Origin of the sequence: Mycolicibacterium llatzerense, from assembly GCF_025331195.1 — a bacterium.
Classification (GTDB): Bacteria; Actinomycetota; Actinomycetes; order Mycobacteriales; family Mycobacteriaceae; genus Mycobacterium; species Mycobacterium llatzerense.
Genome location: NZ_LXOV01000012.1, coordinates 805,251 through 831,792 on the forward strand (window position 1 = coordinate 805,251; position 26,542 = coordinate 831,792).

Here is a 26,542-nt window from a genome sequence, read left to right on the forward strand (position 1 = left end):
CCGACGAGCTGAGCCTACCGGCAAGGAGACCGCTTTAGACCGACTTTAGACCGCTCAACGGGGGTAAGGCCCGTTCTTGTCTGGTTTCACAGTGCCGGCGGCCAGCCACCGGCGGAGGGGGCCCTGTGCCACGTACGTCAAACGCGCAGCAAGCGAGGACTTCAGGCGACAGGTGTGGCATCGTGCTCGTCATCTAGGAATGTGGCCCTTGCGCCGAGGTAGCAGGACCAGCGTCCCTTGTTCGTCGCGGCGGCATGCAGTCAACTGGGTAGACAGCTCTGCGATGACCGTTGCCGCGGCCTGATTGTTGCGTTCGAGTTCGGTATTCGATTGCCGGAGTCTCGCGATGGTCGTCTTCAGTTGGGTCACCGTCGCCTCTAGCTCTGCCACCCGCCGCGACCGTGGTGTGGCGTCCGTTTTGACTGCAGCATCCCAGTCCTTCATCACCGCAGCGGCGCGGTTCATCGTTGCGCGACTGACGCCGGCCTCAATGTGGAGGTTGGCCTTCGTGAGCCGCCCGTCGGTCCGGGTTGGCTGTCCTGAGAGCAGCCGCTCCATCGCGTTGCGAAGATTCAACTCTGTTGCTGGGGTGATCGGGGCTGTCACTTGGGCTCCTGCGTGGTGATGCGGCGGATATCGTCGAGTTGGGATTGGAGCCGCTGCCTATGGATTTCGGCCATGGACTTATCTTTGAGTTTGGCTCGGAGGTCGGTTTCCTCGTGTTGCCATAGCGGCAGGTGTTTGTCCGTGATCACGGAATTTCGGCAGGTCGAGGGTTGGCACATGCTGGGGATCGGGCCACCGGCTTTGACTGCTGCCGAGGCGCTTTCGAGGCAGAGCGCCTTCGCGGGGTCGCCGAGGCAATGATTGAGGGTGCCCAGCCGGATCGTGGCGAATTCGTCTCGCAAAAGGTCGCGGAGCATGCGTTCGTTTCCGATGGCGACGCTGGTGCCTGCCTGGTTGGTGACGTGGTCGAGGCCGTGGGTGAAAACGGCCGCTCCGGGTCCCCGCGCGGTCCGCACGCCTTGCGAGTGGCTGGCCCATTCCGCAACGAGTTGGCCAGCGGTGGCGTCTTGTACGTGATGCTCGAATTCCTGGGCCCATTCCGGGGTGGGCGCTCCGTATCCGGAGGTGGTGGCGTTCGCAAGCGCGCGAGTGGCGTTGTGCTTGAGTGTAATTCCGAGAGCGATTTCGCCATCGGGTTCGTTCGCCGTGATAACCGCCATTGTGCGGCGAAACATGTGCGGCGCCAGCGGCGTTTCGGGTATCGGCGCGAGGCCCGTCTGTGCGGACGTTGCGTTGACCCACGCGACGAACGATCTGATCTGTTCGTACTGGTCGAAACCAGTGAGGTTTCGTTGGGTTCCTCCGTACATGCTTCCGAAGAGCCTGCCGGGATGGCGGGTGATCTGTTCGGCCATTTCGAGAGCCCGAACGACTGGCGGGCTGATCCACCAACGTTGACGGCTTCCGCGTGCGGACTGCCCTTTGTGAAGCGTGCTCTCAACCGCGGGTGCCCCATAGCTATGGCGGATTGAACCTGCCGCGATTCCCTGGACCTCGCTGTCACGCATCATGGTCATGATGGTGACGAAAATGTAGGCCGCGTTGCGGAGTTGCGTGAGTTCCTTCCTGACGACGAAGCGGTCGAAGCCGAGCTGCCAAGGGCCGCGTGTCCCGTCCAACCGTTCCACCAGGGACGGCGTCGTCATCGTGAACCCGAACCGGGTCGGCACGCCCCGGTCGACCGCGTCACGAAGCTTCTGTCTCCTCATCGCGCCGTGGGGGCCGTAGAAGTTCGCTTCACGGATCCGCGGCGACGTGACGAACGCCAGGCCATCCAGATTGATCTCGCCGGCGCGGCCGCGACCGGCGGAATACGGATGCACTGGAATGAACGCGTCGGGAGAGGACAGCCACGAATCGATCGCCGCGTTTACTGACGCGGTGCTCGGCCGTGTTGCCGCGATCGGTGCACTGTCGAGTGATTCGAGTTCGTCGCGGGCAGCGATGATGTCTGGCGCGAAGACGTCGACGTAGGCCCAGCATGCGCGAACCAGTGGCCAGAAAGTGTCCGGGGGGATTACGGGAGTCTTGATGGCCCCGGCAGTGCCGGTGCCTTCCGATGAGCCGATCTGTAGGCGCAGGCCGCCGCCCTCCATGAGCGCACCGAACCCGACCAGATGCCGCAGAAGATCCGTGGCTGAACGGCTCGCGGAGACGGCGCGAGTCGCTTGGACGTTCTCCAGGTAGTTGTTCAGGACCTCGTCGCTCCATTGCGACAGGTCCGTCGCGTGATCAGCTTCTGTTGCCCAACGGGCGAGGTAGCGAAGCTCTGATAGGGCGTGATTGATCGACTTCATCTTGTACGGTTGGTTCGAACGGAAGACTCCCGCGCTTCTCACGATCGGATGCGTGGGGTTGAGCATGGCCATCGCCAGGGTTTTCGCCATCGAAACCCAACTGGCCGGCAGGTCATCAAACCGCAGATGTGCTTGTGCGGCATTGAGGTTGGGCGCAAGACCGCCCGCGCTCAGGTCCCATCGAGGCATGTCGCCGAACCGCGCACGGGGACCCGCCGCGATGCGCCGCTCCTCCGGGAGCACGTACTCGGATAGGTCGAACGGGGGCATCCATGGCCGCGTCGTCGGATTGACTTGGCTGGTCATTGTTCAGCCCGTTGGCCAAACGGCCTGTGCACGTGGAGTTGCAGCGCTCGTGCACGCTCTATCTCGTCGTCCGAGAACCGTGCGAGAACCGCGTCGACATTCACCATCTGCTCGCCATACGTCTCGGCGAAAGAAATTGGCGCCATCGTCTTTTCGATCTCCGTCAGAGTGGTTCGGTATGCCACCAACCTTGGTAGGTGGTCGCGGAAGATCACGGCGTTGCGGCATTGAAGGCACATTGAGGGTGATGCGTGGCAAAGAGTTCCCGGTAGGTCGGCGGGCCCGTGGTAGGGGTCGCGACAGCCGGTGATGGATAGCTGTTGGTCCAAGGGTGATTCCGCGGCAACAGTGTTCGCGATGACGGCGAGCTCCGGATCGGCGCCGTTCACCACTAGCGCTTTTGCAGCCACGTCGACGAACGTCGGGCCCTTGCGGGCGCGGTCCAGCACCTTCTGCTGTGCTCGAAGCACGGTTTGTGCAGCGATCGTATGGACTGTTGTGGTTTGGGCGTAGTGGTTGCGGAAAACTTCGATGGAGTGGTCGTCGCCTGCGGCGCCGTTGAGGGTGCCGATCAGAACTGCCCGAGCACTCTTGACCGTCTTGCGGAGACGGCGCATGTCATAGGGCTTGCTGATCGACAGGGCGTACTTCTCTACGAGTGTGCGCAATGAACAGTCCTGCATGAAGTATTCGGGACGCAATTGGAACGAGGGGTACTCATTCGGCTGGCGGTTCCGTGAATTCTGAACAGGTACCACCCAGAAGGTCGCCTCGGCGGGAGTCAGCGCGTGTGCGTGCTTCATGGCGAAGGATGCGCGCCGCAGCAGGTCGCCGGCCTTCCATCCCCAGGGTGGCTGGTGCGGTGAATCGAGGGTGTGCCAGCGCACTCGCTGAGCACGTAGCTTGCGGGCGCGCACCCGGACCGCGTCTCCCGAAAACTCGATGTCGTCGCGTCTTAGCTGGGCGCTTTCTTCCGGCGCCCATCCTGTTTGAAGGTGCAGCAGTATCCGGATCGCGAGTAAGTACTCGTCGGACGGAACCAAGAAGGCTCCCACCGCCGCAGGGATCGGCGGAGCATTGACACGCCGGCGGATGACACCGGACATGAGGTCGACTGCGCGGGAATCTAGCTGCCGCTGATCGCCGGCAAGGTGCTGCCGAAATGAAGGGTCATACGCCAAGTAGCGAAGCGCCCACAGGACATTCTCGACCTGGTCCCAACCCCCGCTGCGCGGGTCGCGTCCCACCTCCAGCAGCTCGGCGCCACGCCGAAGTCTGTCCTCTGTGGCGCGAACGAGATCTCGGCAGGTCCGCTCGAGTTCGAGTCGCTCACTGTTGTTGAACTCATCGAGGGGAAGGCATTCATACGGTCTGCCGTCGAGCACGCTGCTTTTCGCCCAGTCGTCGAGCACCCCGCCCTCGCGATCGTGCATGCGGAGGTGTCGGGCGACGTGGAGGCGCAATGCGGTTCCTAGCTTTTTGGCATGAACACTGGGCGGTGGGAACTGGTTGACTGCTGCTGACTCCCAGTCATGAAGGCGGCGAGCGACTTCCGTACCGTCGCCATTCAAGGTCAGGAACCGGTCTGCATCTTCGGTGAGAAACTCACCCAGTCGTCGAATGACGACGGATTGGCGTGCCGCGGTCGCTGGCGTGAGGGCGTTAGCCTCGGCGCCCGCCATCCAGGAGTCGGCCAGATCGGCTACCAGTCGCGATGCGACGTACTTTCCTGGGTCGATGTAGGAGGCTTTGAGGGCAGCGCCGGGGGCAAATTGCAAGATGCGAGGGTGGAGAGGATCGATCGTCATGGCGTTCGTGTCTCCAACGCTTCGAGGGCATAGTCGGCGTAGGTCTTCGTTTCATCGCCCCAGGACTCAAATGCGCGCTGTATCAGATCATCCGATTCATCGACGTATCGGAGGTACACCATCGTCGTCGATGGACTGGCGTGGCCAAGGAGGCGTTGCAGGGTCAGCAGCGGGTTGTGAATGATGTGCTCGCTGATGGTGCCGAACCCATTGGTGGGACATGATCGCTCCAGATTCGCGGCCCGCTGCTGCAGGCTGCGCAGCATGACGATCGCAAAGGTGTGTCGCAGATCGTGAGGTGTGACGGCCCGCCCCATGACGGGTGCTAATTCTCCAAGCCTTGCGAGTCGTTCGTTCGCCTCGGTGAAGTATTGGTGCCATCGTCGCTGTGTCGGTGGTTTGCCGCCCTTGCCGACGAAGAGGGAGAGCGGTTCGATGAGGCCGGAGTCATCGATCCGGACAAGTCGACGACGTAGCTCGATCGGAATTGCTGCGATTGGAGTGCGCTTGTTTTCACTTCCCATCCGATACAGCAGTTTTCCTGCTGAATGATCGATCTCGGTTACCACCGCCAACGATGCGAGTTTGCTCCGCAGTGATGCCTGAGACTTCCGAACGAGCGCCACGCGTTCGGTGTTCCGGTAGAGGTTGATCGATGCGATCGTAGATGCCGGAATGTACACGCGACGTGACCGCTCGTTCTTCGCACACGCCTGCAGCGCAATCGAGACGCCATGAAGGTCGTGCGCGATTTCGCAGTCCAGCAGGGTAGACCACTCGCTGAGACGCATTCCGGTCGTCAAGGCCAGCTCGACCGCGCACACGTTTCGGACCGTCGAACGGCCCCGGTAGGAACAATCCATCTCGCCGTTTGGCAGCTGGCCCCCGAATCCGATGTCTCGCACAGTGATCCATTGCGCGTGCGATAGTGCTCGGACGTCCAGTTCGGTCTTTGGGATCCGTGGTGAGACCACCGAACGGCTGCCCACCTGGATCCATGGCACCGTGTCACGTTGGCCGGTCTCATAGAGATAAGTGAACAGCGCACGGATAACGACGAGATGGCGTGCCCACGAGCGCCATGACAGTCCCGCTGCAAGTTGTTGTGCGCGGTAGGCCACCAGGTCTGACTCAGCGACTTCCGTCACGCCGGTCTGCCTAGCGTCGAGGAACCGCGCGAAGGCCAGCGTGTCGCGGGCGTAAGCCTTGACACTGTTTGCGCTCAAGTTGGCGCAGTAGAGCCGCAGAAACGTGCACCACGGCTCCATCGGACGCATGAAGTCATCCAAAATGATCGGAGTGCCGTCCTGGATCAGCCGAGGAGAGTCGCTGGGAAGAAGATCGCTGTCGATGTCATGTGCGAGAACCCAGTTCGCGAAGTAAACGTGCACGGCGCCGTCACTCCTTCCATCCGGCGAGCTGGGCGCGGCGCTCCGCGATCGTCTCAAAGTCGACGGCCTTGTAACCCTCTCGATACAGGCTCACTTCGGCATGCAGCCACTTCCAGCGCCGCGAATCGATGAGTCGTCCGAACTGGTACAGACGGAACTCGATGACGTCGGCGGAGACCTCGAATCGTTCCGACCATCGGTGCACGTCGCGGCAGAACCGGTCGTACGTCGAAGCTCTCTCCTCGAAATACTCCAGGCCGGCCAGGGTAAAGGCAGCTGCACTCACCCGTGAGTCCAGGATCAGGCAGCGCGCCTGCGCAGAGTCGCGGTCGGCGACGAAGTACAGGAACTTCGAGAAGAACGCTGGCCCGAGACGCGGAACCTTCCCGCGGAGTAAGGAATAGGCCGAACGGATGTCGCCGCGGTAGCTGGCGTCGGCGGCAGCAGCGAGGGCGTTGTTGAGCTCGGCATGCTTGGCGTCCCCCATCGCGCTGTTCACGATCGTCGGCGCGTTGCGATAGTCACCCATCACACCCCACGCCAGAACATGCCACAGGAATGACACCCAATCCCGATCGGATGACTGCCTGCATTCATCTGCAAGTCTGAACAGCCCGTCGCGGTTGAGCTCAGCCGATGCGATGGTGACCCCGCGGTTGGCCCACCAGCTGCTCACTTTCACGGGATCATCGATCTGATCCGCGCGGCCGAGTACCACTGACGCCAGTAGGTCGCCGATGGCGTCCTCGGACTCCTGCCACATCCAGCAGAACCGCCCTTCCCGCCGGCTGTCCGAGCTGATCGGCCGAGCCGGTGGCCCACCGTAACCGTGCCAGGAACGAAGGAAAGTGAGACACGCCCGGAGAGAGCGCATAACGGCGTGCGGTACCGCCGGCTTCCTGGTGTCCGCATCAGAGTATGTGCGCGACACGCACGAATCAGTACTGACCGATGCAGCGCAGCGGAAGCACTTTCACAACAGCATGTTTCACGGTTACGACTTTGACTCGACCATGCTGCGCATCGGTTCGATGAACATGCTGATGCACGGCATCGAGGCTCCTGACATCCGCTACCGAGACTCGCTGTCCGAGGGGGCGTCAGAGGACGCCGAGAAGTACACCCTGATCCTGGCAAATCCCCCGTTCGCCGGCTCGCTGGACTACGAGGCCACGTCCAAGGACCTGCAGCGGGTGGTCAAGACCAAGAAGACCGAGTTGCTGTTTGTGGCACTGTTTTTGAAGCTGCTGAAGCCCGGCGGCCGTGCGGCGGTGATCGTGCCCGACGGTGTTCTCTTCGGTTCGTCGAAGGCGCACAAGGAACTTCGGCGGACGTTGGTCGAGGACCAGAAGCTCGACGGCATCGTGAAACTGCCGTCCGGTGTGTTCAAGCCGTACGCCGGGGTGTCGACGGCAATTCTGCTGTTCACCAAGACCAACTCCGGTGGTACTGATCATGTGTGGTTCTACGACGTTGGCGCCGACGGGTTCTCGCTGGATGACAAGCGGACTCCGATTGAAGCCAATGACCTTCCGGACGCGCTGTCACGGTGGGGTTTACGGTCGACGTCTGAGTTGGAGCGAGCGCGGGCCGAGCAGTCGTTCTGCGTGCCGGTCGCCGATATCGTGGCGCAAGGTTATGACCTGTCACTGAACCGATACAAGGAGATCGTGCACGACGAGGTCGAGCACCGACCGCCGCTGGAGATCATCGCGGAGATCGAGAAGATGGAAGGCGAAATTGCCTCAGGGCTGGCGGAGTTGAAGGCGATGCTGTCGTGACGTGGCCAACAGCGGCGCTCGGCGATGTCGCAACGCTGCAAAGAGGTTTCGACCTTCCGGTCCAAGACCGTCTGCCGGGCAACATCCCAATCTTCGCTGCGAACGGACCGGTCGGCTTTCACGAAACCGCGCAAGTTGGCGGACCGGGCGTCGTAACGGGGCGCAGTGGAAGTATCGGCAAGGTTCATTATGTAGAAGGCGACTTCTGGCCGCTCAACACGTCACTCTACGTCCGTGACTTTCACGGCAACCATCCAAAGTACGTATATTGGCTACTTCGCGAACTGAGGCTCGAACGATTCAGCACCGGCACCGGTGTTCCAACTCTGAATCGCAACGTGATTCACGAACTACACGTCCCGTTGCCGCCGTTCGCGGAACAACACCGCGTCGCCGCAATACTCGATCATGCCGACCGATTGCGGTCGACCCGCCGGAATTGCCTGGCTAAGTTCGACAAACTGGCGAAATCGCTTTTCAATGACGCATTTGGCGACCCTGTCGCCAACCAACCCGGTCTCCCCGTCAGGCTTCTTCAAGAGTGGATAGACCCGGCCCGACCAATCACCTATGGCATTCTTAAGCCGGGACCTGAAGTCGATGGCGGGGTCCCTTACATCCGCGTCGCAGACATGAAAAACGGTGGCATAGAGGAGGAATCCGTACGCAGGACCTCGCATGAGATCAGTAATCAGTACAAGCGATCACGTCTGCAAACCGGAGATTTGTTGATGTCCATCCGAGGCCACGTCGGCCGGTTTGCTTTCATTCCCGAGTCCCTGGCCGGCGCGAACATCACGCAGGATTCGGCGCGGCTCGCGATTACTGAACCCGCATCTGCGACATACGTCCGCGCGGCGATGGAAATGCCCAGCCTTCAGCATTGGATGGCACGCCGCACTAAGGGTGCAGCCGTACAAGGCATCAACCTCGGCGACCTAAAGGAAGCCCCGATTCCGTTGCCGTCACTCGCACAACAGCAACAGTTCGCCGCGAAGTTGCAGGCGGTTCGGACGAGCATGAGCCTGTCAGAGAGGCAATTACAGCTTGCCGATAGCGCATTCGCTTCGCTCCAATCCCGCATCTTCCGAGGTGAGCTATGACGGAGCCATCCCCAATCGGCCGCTGGCCGGCATTTGTCCGGCCAACTCTTGCAGTCCTCGCCGACGGCAAAACCTGGCGCACAGCCGACCTTTTCGATGCCGTCGCCGACCGGATGCAGCTCACAGCCGACCAGCGCGCTGAGACGCTCAGCTCGGGACAGCTACGTGCTCGAAACCGAATGGGCTGGGCACTGTCGGCACTCACTCGGGCGCAAGCCATCACCAAGGCCCGAAGCGGTTATTCGACGATCACTGAAACAGGCCAACAATTGCTCACAGATCACCCCGTCAACATCACCGAGGAAACGTTGGAGGGCATCCCCGCCTACCGGGACTACCAACCGAAGCCACGCCGCAGCACAGCCACTACTGAGGTCGTGGACGAAGTCCCGCCACATTGGTTCGTCGGTGCCTTCTACACCGACGGCGATGACGCCGGCGATCAGTCAGAGTCCTTCATTGCACAGGGCATTTGGCGCAACGGCTACGCGAACAAATATATCGATGAGGTCAACGCGATGCAGCCTGGCGAGCGCATCGCGATCAAAGCTGCCTACGTCCGCAGTCGCGCGGACGACCTCCCGTTCGACAACCACGGCAATCCCGTCTCGGTACTCGGCATCAAGGCCACCGGCACGATCGCCCGCAATCACGGCGACGGGCAGACAGTCGACGTCAATTGGGATCCGCTGCAGGCAATCCGCGAGTGGTACTTCTACACGAGTCGCGCGACCGTCTGGAAGGTCATTGGCGGCGATTGGCGCACCGACGCCTTGATCGAGTTCGCCTTCAAAGGAACAGATCAGGACATTGATCAATTCCGCAACGCACCATTCTGGCGTGAACGATTCGGCGATGAGATCGCTGGGACCCCACTACCGTTTGACGATGAATCGGACGACGAGGACCTCACGTCCGATGTGGAGACGTACACCGTCAACGACATCATCGCCGATGGCTGCTTCATCTCAGCCGATACCTTGACCGGGTACTTGGCAGCGCTGAAGTCCAAGAAGAATCTGATCTTGCAAGGCCCACCCGGAACCGGCAAGACCTGGCTAGCAAAACGCCTCGGCTACGCGCTCATCGGTGAGAAGAGCCGAGAATACCTGCACGCCATCCAATTTCACCCGTCGACATCGTACGAGGATTTCGTGCGCGGCTGGCGGCCCAGCGCCGACGGCAAGCTGGTACTGGCCGACGGGGTCTTCCTGCAGATTGTCGAGCAGGCCCTCGCCGACCCCGGACACAACTACGTTGTGGTCATCGAGGAGATCAACCGCGGCAACCTCGCTCAAATTTTCGGCGAACTGCTCACGCTGCTAGAGGGCGAAAAGCGGGTGCCGTCCGAAGCCATCAACCTGACCTATCGGAAGGACGGCGAGGAACCGCTCTACCTGCCGCCGAACCTGTTCATCATCGGCACCATGAACCTAGCCGACCGGTCGCTCGCAATCGTCGACTTCGCCCTGCGCCGCCGATTCGCGTTCGCCAACCTGCAGCCGATGTTCAATACTGCATGGCGACAATGGGTTTCCACCCATAGCGGAATACCCGAGGCTGAGCTTGATACCGTCGCCCTCCGCATCGGCGAGGTGAACCAAGCTATCGCCGCCGACCGGTCCCTGGGCGACCAGTATCAAATCGGCCATAGCTTCTTCACGCCGCCAACGTCGCGCAAGATCACCAATTCGCAGGACTGGCTGCGTCAGGTAGTACGACGCGAGATCCGGCCGTTGCTGGCCGAATACTGGTTCGATGAGCCTGACCGAGTCGATCGGGAGACCGACCGCCTGCTTGGTAATTGACCATGACTGGCGTCATCATCAGCGGCAAGACCGAGATACCGGTCCGCAACCTGTGGCTGCTGATGCTGTACGCGTCCGAACTGTACGCCGACAACCCCGATATTCGCGGCGCCGGCGCCGAGGACCGACCAGACGAACTCCCCGACCTGGTTGCCGAGGTCCTCGCTCGTGCCGTCGAACGTCGCCTGCAGCGCAGCCTCAGCCGGGCGTACGTGACACGCAGCCAGCCGCTCACTCGGGTACGCGGCAGGATCGACGTCATCAAAACCGAATCGGCGCAGCTGCTTTCGCGGGGCCAGGTGGCGTGCCGCTATGACGAACTTGTCGTCGACAACCCCACCAACCGGCTGATCTGCGCCGGCCTGATCACCGCCGGAACCATCGCGCAGGACGGCGATCGCGCTCATCGTTGCCGTCAGTTGGCCGGCATGCTGAGGCTACAAGGAGTCACTCCAACGCGGGTAAGCCAAACGAATGCCGATGCAATCACTTTGGGCCGCAATCAGATAGCCGACCTCGATGCCGTGAACGCGGCCCGACTTCTGCTGCGGATGAACATCCCGAACGAGGAAGCCGGTGCCGCGCACCGGATGTCGCCCCGACGGGACGTTGCGGACATCCGCCGCCTGTACGAGGCCGCCGTGCGCGGATTCTATCGGGCGACGCTGCGACCGCCCTGGCGGGTTCATGCTGGCGAAACCAAGCACAGCTGGCCGCTAGAGGAGCGCTCCCCCGGCGCAATGGCGATCCTGCCCGTGATGCGCACCGACACCATCCTGGAACTGCCGGACAGGCGTGTCATCGTCGAAACGAAGTTCGCCGATGCGCTCAAGCCGAATCAGTATGGAAAACCTAAACTTTCACGTAATCACCTGTTCCAGCTCTATGCGTACGTGCAGTCCCAGCATGATCGGGACGACTTGAGCGCGACGACCGAGGGCGTGCTGCTGTATCCCGTCGTCAACGGAGAACTCGATGAGTTCGTGGTGATCAGTGGGCACCGCTACCGTTTCGTCACCGTCGACCTGGCTGGGCCGGCGACGGCGATCCGGGACCGATTGCTATCCATCGTGGCGGGAACCACTACTCACCCAGCGTCGGGCCTGATTGCGTGTGGAGACGATGAACTGACCGTGGTCACGCAAGCGCGGGTAGGCGACTGACTGGCTATCGGGCTTAGTCGCCTGCCAGGCCACGCGTGGTTGGCAATCTGGCGGGTCGACTCCGGCATTCAGTCAGGCGCAAGTGGGCTGGGGAGCTTGGTGTACAAACTGTCGGTCCTATCCGATATACATGCCGGTTAACCACATCGAAGGAGCCAGCATGTCGGATGACTTCCCCCTGAATCCCGGTGACACCGGAACTGTCGCCCAGTTGAGCCTGTGCGCCGGTGGGCTGGTGCGCACCTGGACCGATTCGTCCCGGTTGTGGTCGGTGCCCGACGACGAGTACCTGCGTTCCGTCATGGGATCCGGAACCATCGCGCGCACGGTGCGTGAAGAGCACCGCTTCCGAGAAGTGGCGATCCTCTCCGAGGACACCGGCACCCTGTGGCTCCAATCCCGATTCCCGTCACCAACCGACGATGGCACGTTGCAAGTCCAGGGCAGCATCATCGAACTTCAGCCCGCCCAAGAACCGTCGGAATCCACCTACGACGATGTACGCAAACTTCTCACCCAAGCGATCGGCCACGCGGTGGGAGGTTCCCCAGTTTCAGTGGACACCTGAGATAGCGGGACGGTGTCCTGCTGGAAGGATGTCGATATGTCGCGGACGCGTCGGTCGTTCACACCGGAGTTCAAGGTGGAGGCTGCTCGTCGGGTGATTGACAGGGGCCGGCCGGTCTCGGAGGTGGCCCGCGAACTGAACCTGCACGAGAGTCTGCTGGGCAAGTGGGTGCGTCAGGAGAGGGTCCGCGACGGGGTGGCCAGCGATGCCCGCCATGGGCCGCCAGAAGGCGATCTGACGGCCCGTGAACGCGCCGAATTGGTGCGGCTGCGTGCGGAACTGGCCGAGAAGGACCGAGATATCGCCTTCTTGAAAAAAGTATCGGCGTACTTTGCGGCACAGCAACATCGGTGAGTCGGTTTGAGCTCATCGCCGCGGAGTGCGCCGACCACGACATCGCCACACTGACCGAGCTCCTCGACGTCTCACGCTCGGGCTATTACGCCTGGGAAGCACGGCAGCGACGCACCGAACCCACGCCGCGGCAGCAGTGGCGCCGCGATCTCGAGGTCAAGATCCTGGCCCACTGGCAAGAATCCCGACGCACTTACGGTTCACCACGGATCACCGCCGACCTGCACGCCGCTGGGGTCTCGGTGTCGGTCAACACCGTCGCGGCGATCATGGCCGAGATGGGCATCGAAGGCATCAGCCCGCGCACCTTCAAGGTCAAAACCACAGTCGTCGACCCGGCGGCGTCTTTCCCACCCGACCGGGTGGGCCGGGTCTTCGATCAAGGCCGCCTCGATGCGGTATGGACCTCCGACATCACCTATCTGACCTGCGGTGAAGGCGATGCCTACCTGTGCGCGATCCGCGACGAGCACTCGCGACGGGTGCTGGGCTGGTCGGTGGCTGACCACATGCGCACTGAGCTCGTCGAGCAGGCGGTGGACGCGGCGGTGTTCACCCGCGGCGGGTCGGTGGCCGGCACCATCTTGCACTCGGACCGGGGCAGTCAATACACCAGTCACGACTTGGCCACAGTCTGCTCCGATCACGGCCTGCGCCGCTCTATGGGGGCCACCGGCATATGTTGGGACAACGCCGGGTCCGAATCACTGTGGTCGACGGTCAAGCACGAGTACTACAAGCGGCATGCCTTCACAACGTATGCGAATCTTGCTGCGGGACTTGACAATTACCTTCGCTACTACAACCATGACAGGCGGCATAGTTCACTGGGAATGATCTCACCTATCGACTTCGAGATCACCGCACGGATCAATCAGCAATCAAGCTAACCGTGTCCACTTTTTCAGGGGAACCCCAGTGAACAACAACGAATATCTGCTGGTCGAGCGGGGCGGATGGGATGCGCGGCCGGAGCCATTTTGCCTTTTTATCGTCATTCCCGACGGCGATGCCCTTGTCAGCATCATCGAAACCGCCCCTGCGCCATCGGGTTCAGAAATTTGGGCACCGCACATTGTGGCCGGACATGAGAGCACCACGTTGTCCGCACCAGCCAATGCGGACACCATCGAAGTCGCTCCCCTGATCATGCTGGATGCCATCGCCACGTGGGGCCTCGCGCCGTGGGACCTGGCGTTGACTTTCGGCACCCGGCAATCACCCGCCGTCTAGCGTCACCCACATGGGACTCGATGCGCACGTGACGTGCAACTGTTTTCGCGACGGACTGTGCACCGAACCGCCAGTTCCCCGAAGCATGCTCACGGTCAACGAATGCGGCGATGTGGAACTGATCGACGAACAGAACTGCGACTTCGATATGGCAAATACCATCTACGACTGGACGATGCACGCGTGCACGCACGAGGACATGGCGTTCGCCAGCGAGTGGATTGGAAATATTTCTGGTGTGGCGTGGCTGCGTAGTGTGGCCGTCGGCCTGCCGGTCGATCGGTTCGGCGATCTGACGATTATCTTGGCCGGACTCAGCGGCTTGATGGATAGTTACACACCGGCCAGCGAGATACGTCGAGCCCTCCCCGAACTGGAATTGCTTCTGCGGGAAGATCATCTGGGGTCAACCCGCACAATCAGCACCCTGGGCGGGTTCGTTATTGAGGACGAATTGGACTGGGGACCAATCGTGTTGGACAAATTTCACTCGCTCGGTCCGTCGCCATACTACGAGTCACCGTGGCCCGACCTTGTCGAGTTAGGGGTTATCGGTTACGAATTCGTTGTACGCAGCCGCGAAGAGCCCGCCAATGAACTGCTGCGCACCCGAATCTTGGAACAGAAGTGGGACCCAGAATCTATTGAGCTTGCGCCGGCGCTGGACGGCCGCCCGACGTCGCGCATGACATTCACAAACCTGCAAACCATGGAATCGGTGACGGCGCGGTCGTTCGGCGTATCGACGCGGCTACCTCGACTCGGCAGAGTACTGGCGAACGCCGATGGGGATGAGCCTGAACCTGCACTGGTGTATCCCGAGACGCTGATCGTCGGTGAGCGCAAGGTCATGCTCACGGAAGCATGGTGGACGCTCAAGCGCCTCCATCGCATCTTCGAAGCATCGGCAGCCACAGGCAATCCCGTCGTATGGCATTGAGAACTGCTCGACAAGTTCGTGGGATCAGTGGGCACCGGTACCGTTTCGTCACCGTCGATCTGGCAGGGCCGGCGATGGCGATACGAGACCGATTGCTATCCATCTTGGACGGGGACCACTACTCACCCCGCGTCGGACCTGGTTGCGTGTGGAGACGTACCCGGCGCGTAGCTCCAGATGCGGCGCCCCTCAGGCGTCAGAGTGGTGAACTCGTTCACGCGGATCAGCAGGTCGAACCCATCGGTTTGCGGATCGCGCTTGCGGTAGGCGAATCCTCCTGTTGGTGCCACGCCAGGTGTAGGCGGGATGTTCGGATCGAACTCGAGTACATAGTCGTTCCGGCGCATCATCTTCAACCAAGCCGCGTGCCGACCACGCTTGAAGTCGGACATCTCTTGCCCACCCGAGGCAATGAACTCGCCGTGGTCACGTAGGCGCTGGAACGGTGATGCCTTCCCGTGTTGTGCCGTTGTCTCCCAAGGCCACGCCTTGTTGACGATCTGGCGCGTCGACTTCGCTCCGCCGTAGGTAGTTTTATGCCACGAAACAGCCTGCCGTGACACACCGTGCATGTCCGCAATTTCGGTCTGGTTGAAACCCTTTCGTCGCAGCTCTTCGATTTCCCCGAAGACCAACGGTTGACGGTTGGTTGCCGTCTTGTATTTCTCGCCGCTCATATGTACTCCACTACATGGTTCGGTTCCTGTGGCGTGTTCCCGCTGAATGAGTCCAACCCGTTTTAGAGTCCTGTGGCCCGATGTCGGGCCAGAAGGGACGATGAACACATGGCTGGTCGGAAGCGGAATTCCGCGGAGGACATCGTGCGCAAACTGCGCCGGGCAGATGAGCTGGCTGCCGAGGGCAAGACTGGCGAGGAGATCGCCGCCGAGCTGCAGGTCTCGCCGGCCACGCTGTACAACTGGCGGCGCACCTACGGCGGCATGGACACCGATGCCGCCAAAGAGCTCAAAGAGCTGCGCGAGCAGAACGGGCGCCTCAAGCGGCTGCTGGCCGAAGCCGAATTGGAGAAGGACGCGTTGCGGGAGGTCGCGAAGGGAAAATTCTGAGCCCAGCTGCCAAGCGCCGCGCCGTGGACATGCTCAAGGAGACGTTGAGTATGTCGGAGCGGCTGGCGTGCAAGGCCGTTGGGCTGGCCCGCTCCACCTACCGCCGCCTGCCGTTGGCGCAGACCCCGACCGATCCGGACGCCGAGATGAGGGCCTGGCTGCGCGCCTACGCCACCAAACATCCCTGCCACGGGTTCCGGCGCGCCTGGGCGACACTGCGCTACGACGAGCGCCGTGAGGTCAACAAGAAGAAGATCCACCGGCTGTGGCGCGAAGAAGGCCTGCAGGTCCGTGTGCACAGTCCGCGGAAGCGGGCGGGCATCTCCTCGGTGCCGCCGATCATCGCCGATGCGCCGAAGGTGGTGTGGGCGATCGACTTCCAGTTCGACTCCACCATCGACGGTAAGGCCATCAAGATCGCCTCGATGATCGACGAGCACACCCGCGAGTCGCTGCTGAACCTGGTGGAGCGTTCGATCACCGGCGAGCGCCTGGTCGAGGAATTGAAGAAGGTGTTTGCCGCTAATGGTGGCCCGCCGAAGGTGCTGCGCCTGGATAACGGACCGGAGATGGTTTCTCAAGCGCTGCAACGGTTCTGCGAGAACAGGACCGGAATGGTGTACATACCGCCGGGCTGCCCGTGGGACAACGGCTACATCGAATCGTTCAACAACCGGCTACGCAAGGAGTGCCTCAACCGTAATTACTGGAACACCCTGTTCGAGGCCCGCGTGGTCATCGGCGACTTCAAGCACGAGCACAATCACCGACACCGCCACTCGGCACTGGGCTACCGCACGCCAGCCGAGTACGCTGCTGCCTGCCGGTGCACCCACACCCCGGTGGCCTGCAGCATCACCTGAGAACGGATAAAACCAACCCGACTCTATGACCGGGTGGACTCAGTAACGGGGACTCGCCACCTGCACGGGCCAATCGTCGTAGACATCGACTGCTGTCACGATCGACATTCAACTCGCCCGAACAGCGGCGATGATCTCCCTTGCCATCGACAGCGGGTGGGCCGGAAAATCACCATCGAAATCGGGCAGCTCGCTCATGTTCATCACGAAGCCGGTACTCAAACCCGAGTAAGGATCACGAGCCCAGCCGCCCATCGGGTCATCCGCAGTGGGCTCATGAAGCCAATCATTTTGCCGCGCAATCTCATACACTGCCGCGTCGCGCATGCCGGTCCTGTGACCTTCGATGAAGAACCCTTGCACCTGCTGCACATGCTCGGCGTGCAGGTGCAGCGTCAGGTTGTACTGGACACCGCTGGGCTCCTGCTTGATCTTCATGAGGCTGTACACGAACGGCACCCCGGTTGCCGTCCGCTCGACGTCGACCTCGACCAGCCCGGCCTGTCCGGCAACGACGGCGTCAGCTTCGAGAAGACCGTCGATCATCTGGTCCTTGTCCAGCGGCATCGCGTACTCGGCCGGGTAGGGCCGCGTCGTCACAGTTCCCGTCGCGTCGTCACTGAAGAGGTAGCCGAACGCCTGAGTTCCGGGCGGATCGTCGGGCAGCAGCCTGCTCTGTTGCCAGTAATCAGCAAGCGCGAGCGTCGGCCCGCCACCCCACAGGTTGACGCGCATCATCAACTCCCTCTGAATTCGTCGCTCAAGTCATACACGCAAACTCCGACATTCAGACAGGCGACGTGTCATCGAGCTCAACTTGTCGGTGGCCCGTGCGACGCTATGCGGCTTTCGACCGAACCGACGCAGGAGCTACCGCACATGTCCGCACCTCAGCAGCAGAACTTCCGAGTGGATCTCGGCGGCGTCATCTCGCTGCTCAGCAAGAACCTCTATTCCAGCCCGGGCGTGTACGTCCGCGAATTGATTCAGAACGCCTTCGACGCCACCCTCGCCCGTGACGCACTCGGCGAGACGCCGACCCCGAGGACCATCACCATCTCGCCGTTCGGCGTCACGTCTCCGAATTCCACGGCCAGCGAATTCGCGATCACAGACGCCGGCATCGGCGTCACCGCCGATCAAGTCGAGCAGTTCCTGGCCACCGTCGGCGCGAGTTCCAAGCGTGACGAGTTGGCCCGCAGCAGGCGAACCTACATCGGGCAGTTCGGCATCGGCCTGCTGAGCTGTTTTCTGGTTGCCGACGAGATCACCGTGATCTCGCGCAACGCCGACGGCTCCCCTCCGATTGAGTGGATCGGCAAGAGCGACGGGACCTACACCGTCCGACCCATCGCCGACGACGTCGCCGTCGGCACCACAGTCCGGCTTCGGCCCCGTCCAGACATGATCGGGTGGACCCGTGCGGAGCAGGTGACTCCCCTGGTCCAGCGCTACGCCGAGTTTCTGCCGATCGACATCTCTGTGCCGAGAAGTCAAGGCAACAAGGAGGTTTCACGCCGGTACCCCTGGGCTGACGACTTCGGGTCCCACCGCTCCAGCGTGCAGCAGGGTGTGCCGCCCGTATACGGCGGTGTCGGTGTGGGACGCCAGCTCGACGCCGTCGCGGTGAACGACGCCGGCCTCGGCTTGGATGCCGTCGTCTACATCGGCACGGGGGTAGGCAAATCGAAGTCCGGCGCCCGAAACCGGGTGTACGTCAACGACATGCTGATCGACGACACGGATGCGACGCTGCTTCCTTCATGGGCGTTCTTCGCCTGGGCGGTAGCCAACTCGACCACACTGGAGCCGACAGCCAGCCGTGAGACCATCGTCAACAACGCGGCGCTGGCCGCGACCCGACGCAAGCTCGGGCAGGCAGCGCTGAAGTGGTTGCGCGCCTCGGCAGATACCGACCCGCAGCGGTTCGCCGAGTTCGTCGCCGACAACGAACTGGAGCTGCGCTCGGCGGCCACACGTAACGCTGACGGCGAGAATCTGGAGCTCGCCGAAGTCGTCCTACCGATGCTGACTGTCCAAACGACAGCAGGGCAGATGCGCCTGATCGACGTGGTCGCCCACAATCCGAACATTCTCTATGCCGTGTCCGTCAAGGAGTTTCACACCATCGCCAGCTTCAACCCCGACGGACGACTCGTCGTCAACGCCGGCCACACACTGGACCAGGAAGTTCTGCTGATGCTGCCGCAAGTCCTTTCCGGAGTGACGGTCACCCGCGCCTACCCCGCTTCCGAAGTCGCCGCACTAGCCGTACCGCCCACGGACGCGGTCGGCGACATTCTTACTTTCGAACAGCGAGCGACCCAGGCGCTCAAAACATCTGGTGCTCGCGTTGTGGTGCGCCAGTTTCCCACCACCGACCTGCCTGCGGTCTTCATCGGGCACGGGCAGATCGATGTGGCATCGCCCGGGTACGGCAACCTCGTACATCTGGTGGCGAACTGGAACAACCGAGTGATCCGTGCCCTGACCCGGACGAATGATGACCTGGTGTTCGACCGGCTTATCCAATTGCTCTACGTGCAGGCGCGGATGGCCGCCCAATGCGACGGCGCCGAGGACCGAGCGCTGCTTTCGGAGGCGCTCGACGACGTCATTCTGCTCGCCGCGGGCGTGGACGGAACGGAGGTTGGTCGATGAACGAGCAACCGACCGCTGAGGAATGCGAATTCCTCGGCGATGAGGCTGCCGGGGCAGGACAGTTGGAGGAGGCTCTGGATCACTACAGTCAGGCGCGGCGATTGCGTTGCGATGCACTGACGATGGCGTTGGTTGGCGACGATCTCGACTCGCAGTCGATGTCCGCTTACGGCACCGATAGTGCCCGGTTGAATCAGAAGATCCGCACGATCGTGGACGAGTTGAATCCACCAAAGACGCAGAGCGAGCGGATCGCGGACCTGCGGGTCGAGTTAGATGAGCAGCTATCTACGGGTCGGCTCGATCTGGCGTCCCACCTCAGCACCCAACTGGGTTCTGCCTTTGAGGAATTGGGCGACCAGGACGAGGCCGAGTCGGCTTATCGACAGGCCGTAGTGCTCGCCCGCCAGTACGACCGTGATCCCGAGTTGTTGCTGCACACCTTCTGGTCGTTGATCGACTTTCTGCCGCCGTCGGAGGAATCGGTGTCGCTGGCCAAGGAAATGGCGTCCAATCTGATCGAACGTCGCGAGATGTACCACCCGATGCGGGCAGCTGATGCGGCGTACCGGCTCGCACTGGCAGAGCTGGACTTCGCCGAAATCGCGCCGCAGCATTTGGATTCCGCGATCGACGGCAGCACGCGTCAGGCAATCGAGATGCTCGACGGCGTCTGCTTCCACGGCAAGAGCCAGGAGCTCCAGCGATGGGCCGCCGCGGTGCTGCGGGCCGTCGGCCGCGACACCGACGCCGACAGTTGGCGGGCTGCGGCCGACCGATACGAAGACTGGGAATGGTTCACGGACCAACCGATCCCCGGGCACGTACACCTGTGGGACATCCGGCATTGACGACAACAGGGCGAAGCACGCTCACGCAGTCGTCCTGTTGCAGGTCGACTCGAATCAAGAAGGGAACCGCTAGGGAAATGACTGGTGAGACCAGAATGCTCGGAAGCTGGCAATCTAGACCGAACAACGATGCGGACATCCCGGTCGGCGCTGCGATCATCGGGTCACCTGATGGGAGACAGTTTGCTCTTGTGGTCGACGCCGGAAATGGCTGGACAACCGCTGCTCAGCTCCACACTCAGGAAGCCGCCGAGGTAGCCAGGGAACGAATCGACCGACTGGCCACACAACCCGACCACGCACGCATAGGCGGCGTCGAAAGCAGTTGGGGCAAGGTACTTCGCACCCTGGCGTCGAATGGGCTACAGCCATCGGCGACGACCGATCACTGGCATTCCCAGACCGACTCGCGCTAGGAATGGCTCGCCTCTGGATTGTTCCCAGCACCGACGGTGCAACGTTCGGACTCCTCGCACCGGGTGCCGTCGATCCTGAACTCGGCCTTTTCGACGCTGAAGAGACCGCGATCAGAACGGTGCAGGTGATTGACGCACTCGCGCAACAGCACGGCTGAGACCACGAATCTCGACTCGCTCGGAATCCGCTTGTGATGAAGCAACCGACAATCGGAAGATGATCGATCTCGAATCGGGGTCATCACGCCTGTGGTAGTAGCGAAGTTGATAAGTTCGTTTGAGTTTCTGATTTGGCGACCAGGGGGTGGCATGTCACGCGGATGTCCGCCGTGCATCAGCGCGCACGCACGGGCGCTCATGCAGCACACCAACCGACAGCGCGGAAGAGCCGCTTCATGAGCAATTTCGCATTCATCGGCGCCGCTGAATGGCCCGACATCCAATCCGACTGCGCTCGCGCCGAGAGCTATCTGGGCTCCGACCCCCGCTCGGCCTGCATCTATGGCCGCCGTGCCATCGAGCAACTCGTCGGCCTGCTCTACGACGTGATGGACCTACCGCTCCCGTACAAGGACGACCTGGCCGCGCGGATAAACGAACGTCCGTTCAGCACCCAGGTGCCGCCGGCAATCATTCACAAGCTCAACCTGATTCGTAAGGCCGGCAACGCCGCAGTGCACGAACGGCGCGCCATAGCGCCGAACATCGCACTCGCCGTCTTGCGGGAACTGCACCACGTCACGGTGTGGGCGGTCTACAACCACTCGGCCTACCCCAAGGCCGCGCCACTCAAGCTGCCGTTCGATCCCAAGCTGGCGGCCAAGGCCGCGCCCCTGAGCCGTGATGAAGTCACCCAGCTGGCCGCGAAGTTCAAGGCACAGGACGAGGCCTATGCGAAGGTCGTGGCGGAAAACGCGGCAAAAGACGCCGAACTCGCGGCGTTGCGCGAACAGGTCAAAGCCGCCCAGGCCGCGAAACAGCAGCCCGACGACCGCGACTACAACGAAGCCCAGACCCGCTCCGAGTACATCGACCTGGACCTCGCCGAGGCAGGCTGGGCCCTGGATCAACCGAGAGACCGCGAGTTCGAGGTCACCGGAATGCCCGGCGGCGGTTTGGGTTACGTCGACTACGTGCTGTGGGGCGCCGACGGTCTGCCACTTGCTGTCGTCGAAGCCAAGCGGACCAGAAAGAGCCCGCACGTCGGCCAGGAGCAAGCCAAGCAGTACGCCGATTGCCTGGAGCAGATGACCGGTCGACGCCCGATCATCTTCTACACCAACGGCTATGAACACTGGATGTGGGACGACGCCGCAGGCTACCCGCCCCGTCAGGTTCAAGGCTTCTTCACCGCCGACGAACTGGCCCTGATGATTTCGCGCCGTACGTCCCGCAAGCCGTTGGTGGGCGCGGAGATCGACCCCGCGATCGTCGAGCGGCACTACCAGATTCACGCAATCCGCCGGGTCGGTGAGGAATTCACCGCTCACAAGCGTGAGGCGCTGCTGGTGATGGCGACTGGATCGGGCAAGACCCGCACCGTCATCGCTCTGGTCAAACAGCTCATGGAGGCGGGCTGGGCCAAGCGGGTGCTGTTCCTCGCCGACCGCACCGCTTTGGTAAATCAGGCCGTCGGCGCCTTCAAGGCGCACCTGCCCAACGCCACCACGGTGAACCTGGTGACCGAGAAGATCACCGACGGCCGGGTCTATGTCAGCACCTACCCCACCATGATGAATCTCATCAACTCGGTTGACGACGGGCTACGGCCTTTCGGCCCAGGCTATTTCGACCTCCTGGTCATCGATGAAGCCCACCGGTCCGTGTACCAGAAGTACCGCACCATCTTCGACTGGTTCGACTCGCTGCTCGTCGGCCTCACCGCGACGCCCAAAGACGAGGTGGACCACAACACCTACCGACTGTTCAACCTCGAAGACGGCATGCCGACCGACGCCTACGGCCTGGATGACGCCGTCAAGGAAGGCTTTCTTGTTCCCGCCGTGGGGATTTCAGTGGGCACCAAGTTCCTTCGCCAAGGCATTCGCTACGACGAACTGACCGAGGCGCAGAAGGACGAATGGGACTCGCTGGACTGGGGTGACGAGGACACCCCCGACGCGATGTCGGCAGAAGAGCTGGGACGCTTCTGGTTCAACGCCGACACCGTCGACAAGATCCTGGCTCAGTTGATGTCGCAGGGACATAAGGTCTCTGCCGGCGACCGACTCGGCAAGACGATCATCTTCGCCAAGAACCAGGCCCACGCGCAGTTCATCGCGGAACGCTTCAACATCCAATATCCCGAGTACGCCGGTACGTTCGCGCGCGTCATCACTCACAGCACCGAACGTGCGCAGACCCTCATCGACAACTTCTCCGTCACCGACAAGGGACCCCACATCGCGATCTCCGTCGACATGCTGGACACCGGCATCGATGTTCCGGATGTGGTGAATCTGGTGTTCTTCAAAGAAGTTCGGTCCAAGAGCAAGTTCTGGCAGATGATCGGCCGAGGTACCCGGTTGCGCCCCAACCTCTTCGGTCCTGGACAGGACAAGGAAAACTTCTACGTCTTCGACTGCTGCGGAAACCTGGAATTCTTCAGCCAGGATCTGCCAGGTACGCAGGGCTCACTGCAGAAGTCCTTGAATCAGCGCCTGTTCGAAACGCGGCTCGGGCTGGTCACCGCTTTGGATTCCGCTGTACCAGGGGCCAATCCGCCCGAGGGCCATGGCACCGAATCCGAACGTGGGCTCCGCGTCGACACAGCATGGAGCCTGCACAAGATCGTCGTCGGCATGAACCTCGACAACGTGCTGGTCCGTCCCCACCGTCGACTCGTCGAGCAGTACGCGCAATGGCCGGCATGGTCGTCGTTGACGCACGAGGCTGCGGGCGACGTCGCCACACAACTCGCCGGCCTGCCTTCCTCGGAGCTGGACAACGATGAGCAGGCCAAGCGGTTCGACCTGCTGATCCTGCGCCGCCAACTAGCGCAGCTCGACGGCGATGCTGTTGCCGCTGAACGGATCCGGACGAAAGTTCAGGATATCGCCGAGGAACTGCTGACCAAGACCTCGATCCCGTCGGTGGCCGCGCAACAGGTACTCCTGGATGAGATCTGCGCGGACGAGTGGTGGGTCGATGTCACCCTGCCCATGCTCGAGCTCGTCCGACTGCGAGTGCGCGCTCTGATTCGATTCCTCGACCCCACCCAGAAGAATGTCGTGTACACCGACTTTCAGGACGAGCTGGGCGAGACGACTCTGGTCGACCTTCCGAACATCACACCAGGCACCAACTGGGACCGGTTCAAGGCAAAAGCGAAGGCGTACCTCAGGTCCCACCTCGACCACATCACGCTGCAACGCCTGCACCGCAACAAGCCGCTGACGCCTGACGATCTGATCGCTTTGGAGCGCATGCTGATTGACAGCGGCGTTGGTGAACCGGGTGACATCGACTTGGCCAAGGCGGATGGGCTCGGGTTGTTCGTCCGGTCACTTGTTGGCCTAGATCGGGCTGCGGCGACCGAGGCGTTCGGCGCCTACCTGGACGGATCTCGTTTCAGCGCTGACCAAATTCGGTTCGTCAACCTGATCGTCACCGAACTGACGGCCACGGGCGTCGTCGCCGTCGCGCGACTCTACGACTCCCCATACACCGACAAGGCACCAACGGGTCCGGAAGAAGTCTTCCCCGAGGCCGACGTCGACAATATCGTGTCAATCCTCAACACAGTCCGGGCCAACGCAGCGCCCGAGGGCGGCGCCGCGTAGCGAAGCGCACACCCCGAGCCTGACTTGGCGGCGGAAAATCGAGCGTCAGATCGCCAAGCAGTCAGGATCGGTGAACCACGTCCCGTCGCCGCCCGCGAGCGGCCCCAAAATGCCCGCGACACACCGCAATTGCGTGTGCAGACACGCACGCTCGCGAGTGGGGGGGTTTTACTGCGACGAGATGTCGACGGAGCTGCCGAGGGCGGCGACCCAGCCGGTGACCTGGCGGGCCACGTCCTGATCGGTCAGACCGATGGACGCCAGTATCTCGTTGCGGGACGCGTGCTCCTGGAATTCCTGGGGCACACCGACGTCGCGGCACGGCACGTCGATCTCGGCGCGGCGCAACGATGCCGACACCGCGGAACCGATGCCGCCGGCGACGCCGTTGTCCTCGAGGGTGACGACGAGTTTGTGGGCCTTGGCCAGATCGGCGATGGCCGCCGGGACCGGCAGCACCCAGCGGGGGTCGACGACCGTCACACCGATGCCCTGCTTGCGCAGCCGGTCGGCCACCACCAGCGCCATGCGCGCGAACGCGCCGACCGCGACCAGCAGCACGTCGTCGGACAGTCCGTCCGCGGGCTCGGTCAGGATGTCGACGCCATGCTGGCGGCGGACCGCCGGAATGTCGTCACCGACAGCGCCTTTCGGGAACCGAACCGCGGTCGGGCCATCGTTGACAGCCAGGGCCTCGCCGAGTTCCTCACGCAACCGGGCGGCGTCGCGCGGTGCCGCGACCTGCATGCCGGGCACGATGCCGAGCATCGACATGTCCCACACGCCGTTGTGGCTGGCGCCGTCGTTGCCGGTGACGCCCGCACGGTCGAGCACCATGGTGACGGGCAGCTTGTGCAGCGCCACGTCCATCATGATCTGGTCGAACGCCCGGTTCAGGAACGTCGAGTAGATGGCGACGACCGGGTGCATACCGCCCATCGCCAGACCCGCGGCCGACGTCATCGCATGCTGCTCGGCGATCCCGACGTCGAAGAACCGGTCCGGGAAACGCTGCCGGAACGCTGCCAGGCCCGTCGGGCCCGGCATGGCCGCGGTGATCGCGACGATGTCGCGCCGCTTGGTGGCCTGCTTGATCAGCTCCTCGGAGAACACCGACGTCCAGCCGAGCACCGACTCAGCGGTGGACCGCCCGGTGTGCGGGTCGATGATGCCGGTCGAGTGCATCTGCTCGGCTTCGTCGTTCTCCGCATGCGCGTAACCCATACCCTTGCGGGTGACGACGTGCACGATCACCGGCGCGTTGAACCCGCGGGCGTGCCGCAACGCCGCCTCTACGGCGTGCTCGTCATGACCGTCGATGGGCCCGACGTACTTGAGCCCCAGATCGGTGAACAGCGCCTGCGGTGCCAGCGCGTCCTTGATGCCGGCCTTGATGCTGTGCACGCACTGGTAACAGAACTCGCCGAGGACGGGCATGCCGCGCAGCGCGTTCTTGCCCCGCTCCAGCGCCTTCTCGTAGGCGGGCTGCAGGCGCAGCGCCGCGAAGTGGTCGGCCAGGCCGCCGATGGTCGGCGCGTAGCTGCGGCCGTTGTCGTTGACGACGATGACGATGGGCCGGTTCGCGGCGGCGATGTTGTTCAGCGCCTCCCAGCACATGCCGCCGGTGAGCGCACCGTCACCGACGACTGCGACGACGTGCCGGTTGCGGTAGCCGGAGAGCTCGAAGGCCTTGGCCAGCCCGTCGGCGTAGGACAGCGCGGTGCTGGCGTGGCTGGACTCGACCCAGTCGTGTTCGCTCTCGGCGCGCGACGGATAGCCGGACAGGCCGCCCTTCATGCGCAGCGTCTCGAAGTCGGGGCACCGGCCGGTCAGCATCTTGTGCACGTAGGCCTGGTGGCCGGTGTCGAAGATGATCGGATCGTGCGGCGAGTCGAAGACCCGGTGCAGCGCAAGCGTCAGCTCCACGACACCCAAGTTGGGGCCGAGATGCCCGCCGGTGGCGGCAACCTTGTGGACCAGGAACTCCCGGATTTCGGCGGCGAGTTCGGTCAACTGTGGCTGCGATAGGTGCGCCAGATCAGCGGGGCCGCGGACCTGTTCAAGCATTCCGACAGTCTACGCAC

Annotated in this window: 20 protein-coding genes and 1 pseudogene; 13 read left to right on the forward strand and 8 right to left on the reverse strand. The window is 62.5% G+C overall.

Annotated features, from left to right (window positions below):
* Window positions 1-189: 189 nt before the first annotated feature.
* From A7G45_RS18770 to A7G45_RS18790, 5 genes are read right to left on the reverse strand one after another with little or no spacing between them, the layout of a single operon-like run.
* Window positions 190-606 carry a hypothetical protein gene (locus A7G45_RS18770; protein WP_260939340.1) on the reverse strand — a complete coding sequence of 139 codons (417 nt, stop codon included), beginning with the start codon at window positions 604-606 and terminating at the stop codon, window positions 190-192.
* Window positions 603-2,669: a hypothetical protein gene (locus tag A7G45_RS18775; protein ID WP_260939343.1), complete on the reverse strand. Its 2,067-nt coding sequence runs from the start codon at window positions 2,667-2,669 to the stop codon at window positions 603-605. Before A7G45_RS18775 ends, A7G45_RS18770 begins: the two co-directional genes overlap by 4 nt.
* Window positions 2,666-4,477: a hypothetical protein gene (locus A7G45_RS18780; protein WP_260939344.1), complete on the reverse strand. Its 1,812-nt coding sequence runs from the start codon at window positions 4,475-4,477 to the stop codon at window positions 2,666-2,668. Before A7G45_RS18780 ends, A7G45_RS18775 begins: the two co-directional genes overlap by 4 nt.
* Window positions 4,474-5,868, reverse strand: coding sequence for a tyrosine-type recombinase/integrase (locus A7G45_RS18785; protein ID WP_260939346.1), 1,395 nt, complete (start codon window positions 5,866-5,868; stop codon window positions 4,474-4,476). The genes A7G45_RS18780 and A7G45_RS18785 overlap by 4 nt, the downstream gene beginning before the upstream one ends.
* Window positions 5,869-5,875: 7 nt before the next feature.
* Window positions 5,876-6,631 (reverse strand): 8-oxoguanine DNA glycosylase OGG fold protein, encoded by a 756-nt coding sequence (locus A7G45_RS18790; RefSeq protein ID WP_260939347.1) that lies wholly within the window; start codon window positions 6,629-6,631, stop codon window positions 5,876-5,878.
* Between the two features lie 115 nt (window positions 6,632-6,746).
* Between A7G45_RS18790 and A7G45_RS18795 the strand changes: the two are divergent.
* From A7G45_RS18795 to A7G45_RS18835, 9 genes and pseudogenes are all read left to right on the forward strand, one after another.
* Window positions 6,747-7,649: pseudogene (locus tag A7G45_RS18795) on the forward strand (HsdM family class I SAM-dependent methyltransferase); the annotation flags it as partial.
* The gene (locus tag A7G45_RS32550) at window positions 7,646-8,752 is read left to right on the forward strand and encodes a restriction endonuclease subunit S (protein ID WP_260939348.1); all 1,107 of its coding nucleotides are present in this window, start codon (window positions 7,646-7,648) and stop codon (window positions 8,750-8,752) included. The pseudogene A7G45_RS18795 and the gene A7G45_RS32550, both read left to right, overlap by 4 nt.
* Window positions 8,749-10,560, forward strand: coding sequence for an AAA family ATPase (locus A7G45_RS18805; RefSeq protein ID WP_260939349.1), 1,812 nt, complete (start codon window positions 8,749-8,751; stop codon window positions 10,558-10,560). The genes A7G45_RS32550 and A7G45_RS18805 overlap by 4 nt, the downstream gene beginning before the upstream one ends.
* 2 nt (window positions 10,561-10,562) lie before the next feature.
* Window positions 10,563-11,723, forward strand: a complete 1,161-nt coding sequence (gene mcrC / locus A7G45_RS18810) for a 5-methylcytosine-specific restriction endonuclease system specificity protein McrC (RefSeq protein WP_260939350.1) — start codon at window positions 10,563-10,565, stop codon at window positions 11,721-11,723.
* A 160-nt stretch (window positions 11,724-11,883) separates the two neighbouring features.
* Complete coding sequence (locus tag A7G45_RS18815; RefSeq protein WP_260939352.1) at window positions 11,884-12,291, forward strand: hypothetical protein; 408 nt, start codon at window positions 11,884-11,886, stop codon at window positions 12,289-12,291.
* 36 nt (window positions 12,292-12,327) lie between these two features.
* Entirely contained in the window at window positions 12,328-12,645 is a 318-nt protein-coding gene (locus A7G45_RS18820; RefSeq protein ID WP_260932170.1) for a transposase, read from the forward strand.
* Window positions 12,642-13,535 carry an IS3 family transposase gene (locus A7G45_RS18825; RefSeq protein ID WP_260932168.1) on the forward strand — a complete coding sequence of 298 codons (894 nt, stop codon included), beginning with the start codon at window positions 12,642-12,644 and terminating at the stop codon, window positions 13,533-13,535. The genes A7G45_RS18820 and A7G45_RS18825 overlap by 4 nt, the downstream gene beginning before the upstream one ends.
* A 28-nt stretch (window positions 13,536-13,563) precedes the next feature.
* Complete coding sequence (locus A7G45_RS18830) at window positions 13,564-13,878, forward strand: hypothetical protein (protein ID WP_260939355.1); 315 nt, start codon at window positions 13,564-13,566, stop codon at window positions 13,876-13,878.
* 10 nt (window positions 13,879-13,888) lie between these two features.
* Window positions 13,889-14,818: a hypothetical protein gene (locus tag A7G45_RS18835; RefSeq protein WP_260939357.1), complete on the forward strand. Its 930-nt coding sequence runs from the start codon at window positions 13,889-13,891 to the stop codon at window positions 14,816-14,818.
* A 122-nt stretch (window positions 14,819-14,940) separates the two neighbouring features.
* Here the strand turns inward: A7G45_RS18835 and A7G45_RS18840 are convergent, their stop codons facing one another.
* Window positions 14,941-15,495, reverse strand: coding sequence for an XRE family transcriptional regulator (locus A7G45_RS18840; RefSeq protein WP_260939360.1), 555 nt, complete (start codon window positions 15,493-15,495; stop codon window positions 14,941-14,943).
* Window positions 15,496-15,603: 108 nt separating this feature from the next.
* Here A7G45_RS18840 and A7G45_RS18845 point away from each other — a divergent pair.
* Window positions 15,604-16,748 (forward strand): IS3 family transposase gene (locus A7G45_RS18845; protein WP_407667536.1). Its coding sequence is split into 2 segments (ribosomal slippage): window positions 15,604-15,868 and window positions 15,868-16,748, totalling 1,146 coding nucleotides; the frame shifts between segments, so codons are not numbered across the junction.
* Window positions 16,749-16,856: 108 nt separating this feature from the next.
* Here A7G45_RS18845 and A7G45_RS18850 read toward each other — a convergent pair.
* Window positions 16,857-17,483, reverse strand: coding sequence for a hypothetical protein (locus A7G45_RS18850; protein ID WP_260939363.1), 627 nt, complete (start codon window positions 17,481-17,483; stop codon window positions 16,857-16,859).
* A gap of 144 nt (window positions 17,484-17,627) precedes the next feature.
* Between A7G45_RS18850 and A7G45_RS18855 the strand changes: the two genes are divergently transcribed.
* From A7G45_RS18855 to A7G45_RS18865, 3 genes are all read left to right on the forward strand, one after another.
* On the forward strand, window positions 17,628-19,409 hold the full coding sequence (locus A7G45_RS18855) for an ATP-binding protein (RefSeq protein ID WP_260939366.1): 1,782 nt from the start codon (window positions 17,628-17,630) through the stop codon (window positions 19,407-19,409).
* Window positions 19,406-20,260: a hypothetical protein gene (locus A7G45_RS18860; RefSeq protein ID WP_260939369.1), complete on the forward strand. Its 855-nt coding sequence runs from the start codon at window positions 19,406-19,408 to the stop codon at window positions 20,258-20,260. The genes A7G45_RS18855 and A7G45_RS18860 overlap by 4 nt, the downstream gene beginning before the upstream one ends.
* An 811-nt stretch (window positions 20,261-21,071) precedes the next feature.
* Complete coding sequence (locus A7G45_RS18865) at window positions 21,072-24,458, forward strand: DEAD/DEAH box helicase family protein (protein ID WP_260939370.1); 3,387 nt, start codon at window positions 21,072-21,074, stop codon at window positions 24,456-24,458.
* A 168-nt stretch (window positions 24,459-24,626) separates the two neighbouring features.
* Here the strand turns inward: A7G45_RS18865 and dxs are convergent, their stop codons facing one another.
* Entirely contained in the window at window positions 24,627-26,525 is a 1,899-nt protein-coding gene (gene dxs / locus A7G45_RS18870) for a 1-deoxy-D-xylulose-5-phosphate synthase (protein WP_260939372.1), read from the reverse strand.
* Between the last annotated feature and the right edge of the window lie 17 nt (window positions 26,526-26,542).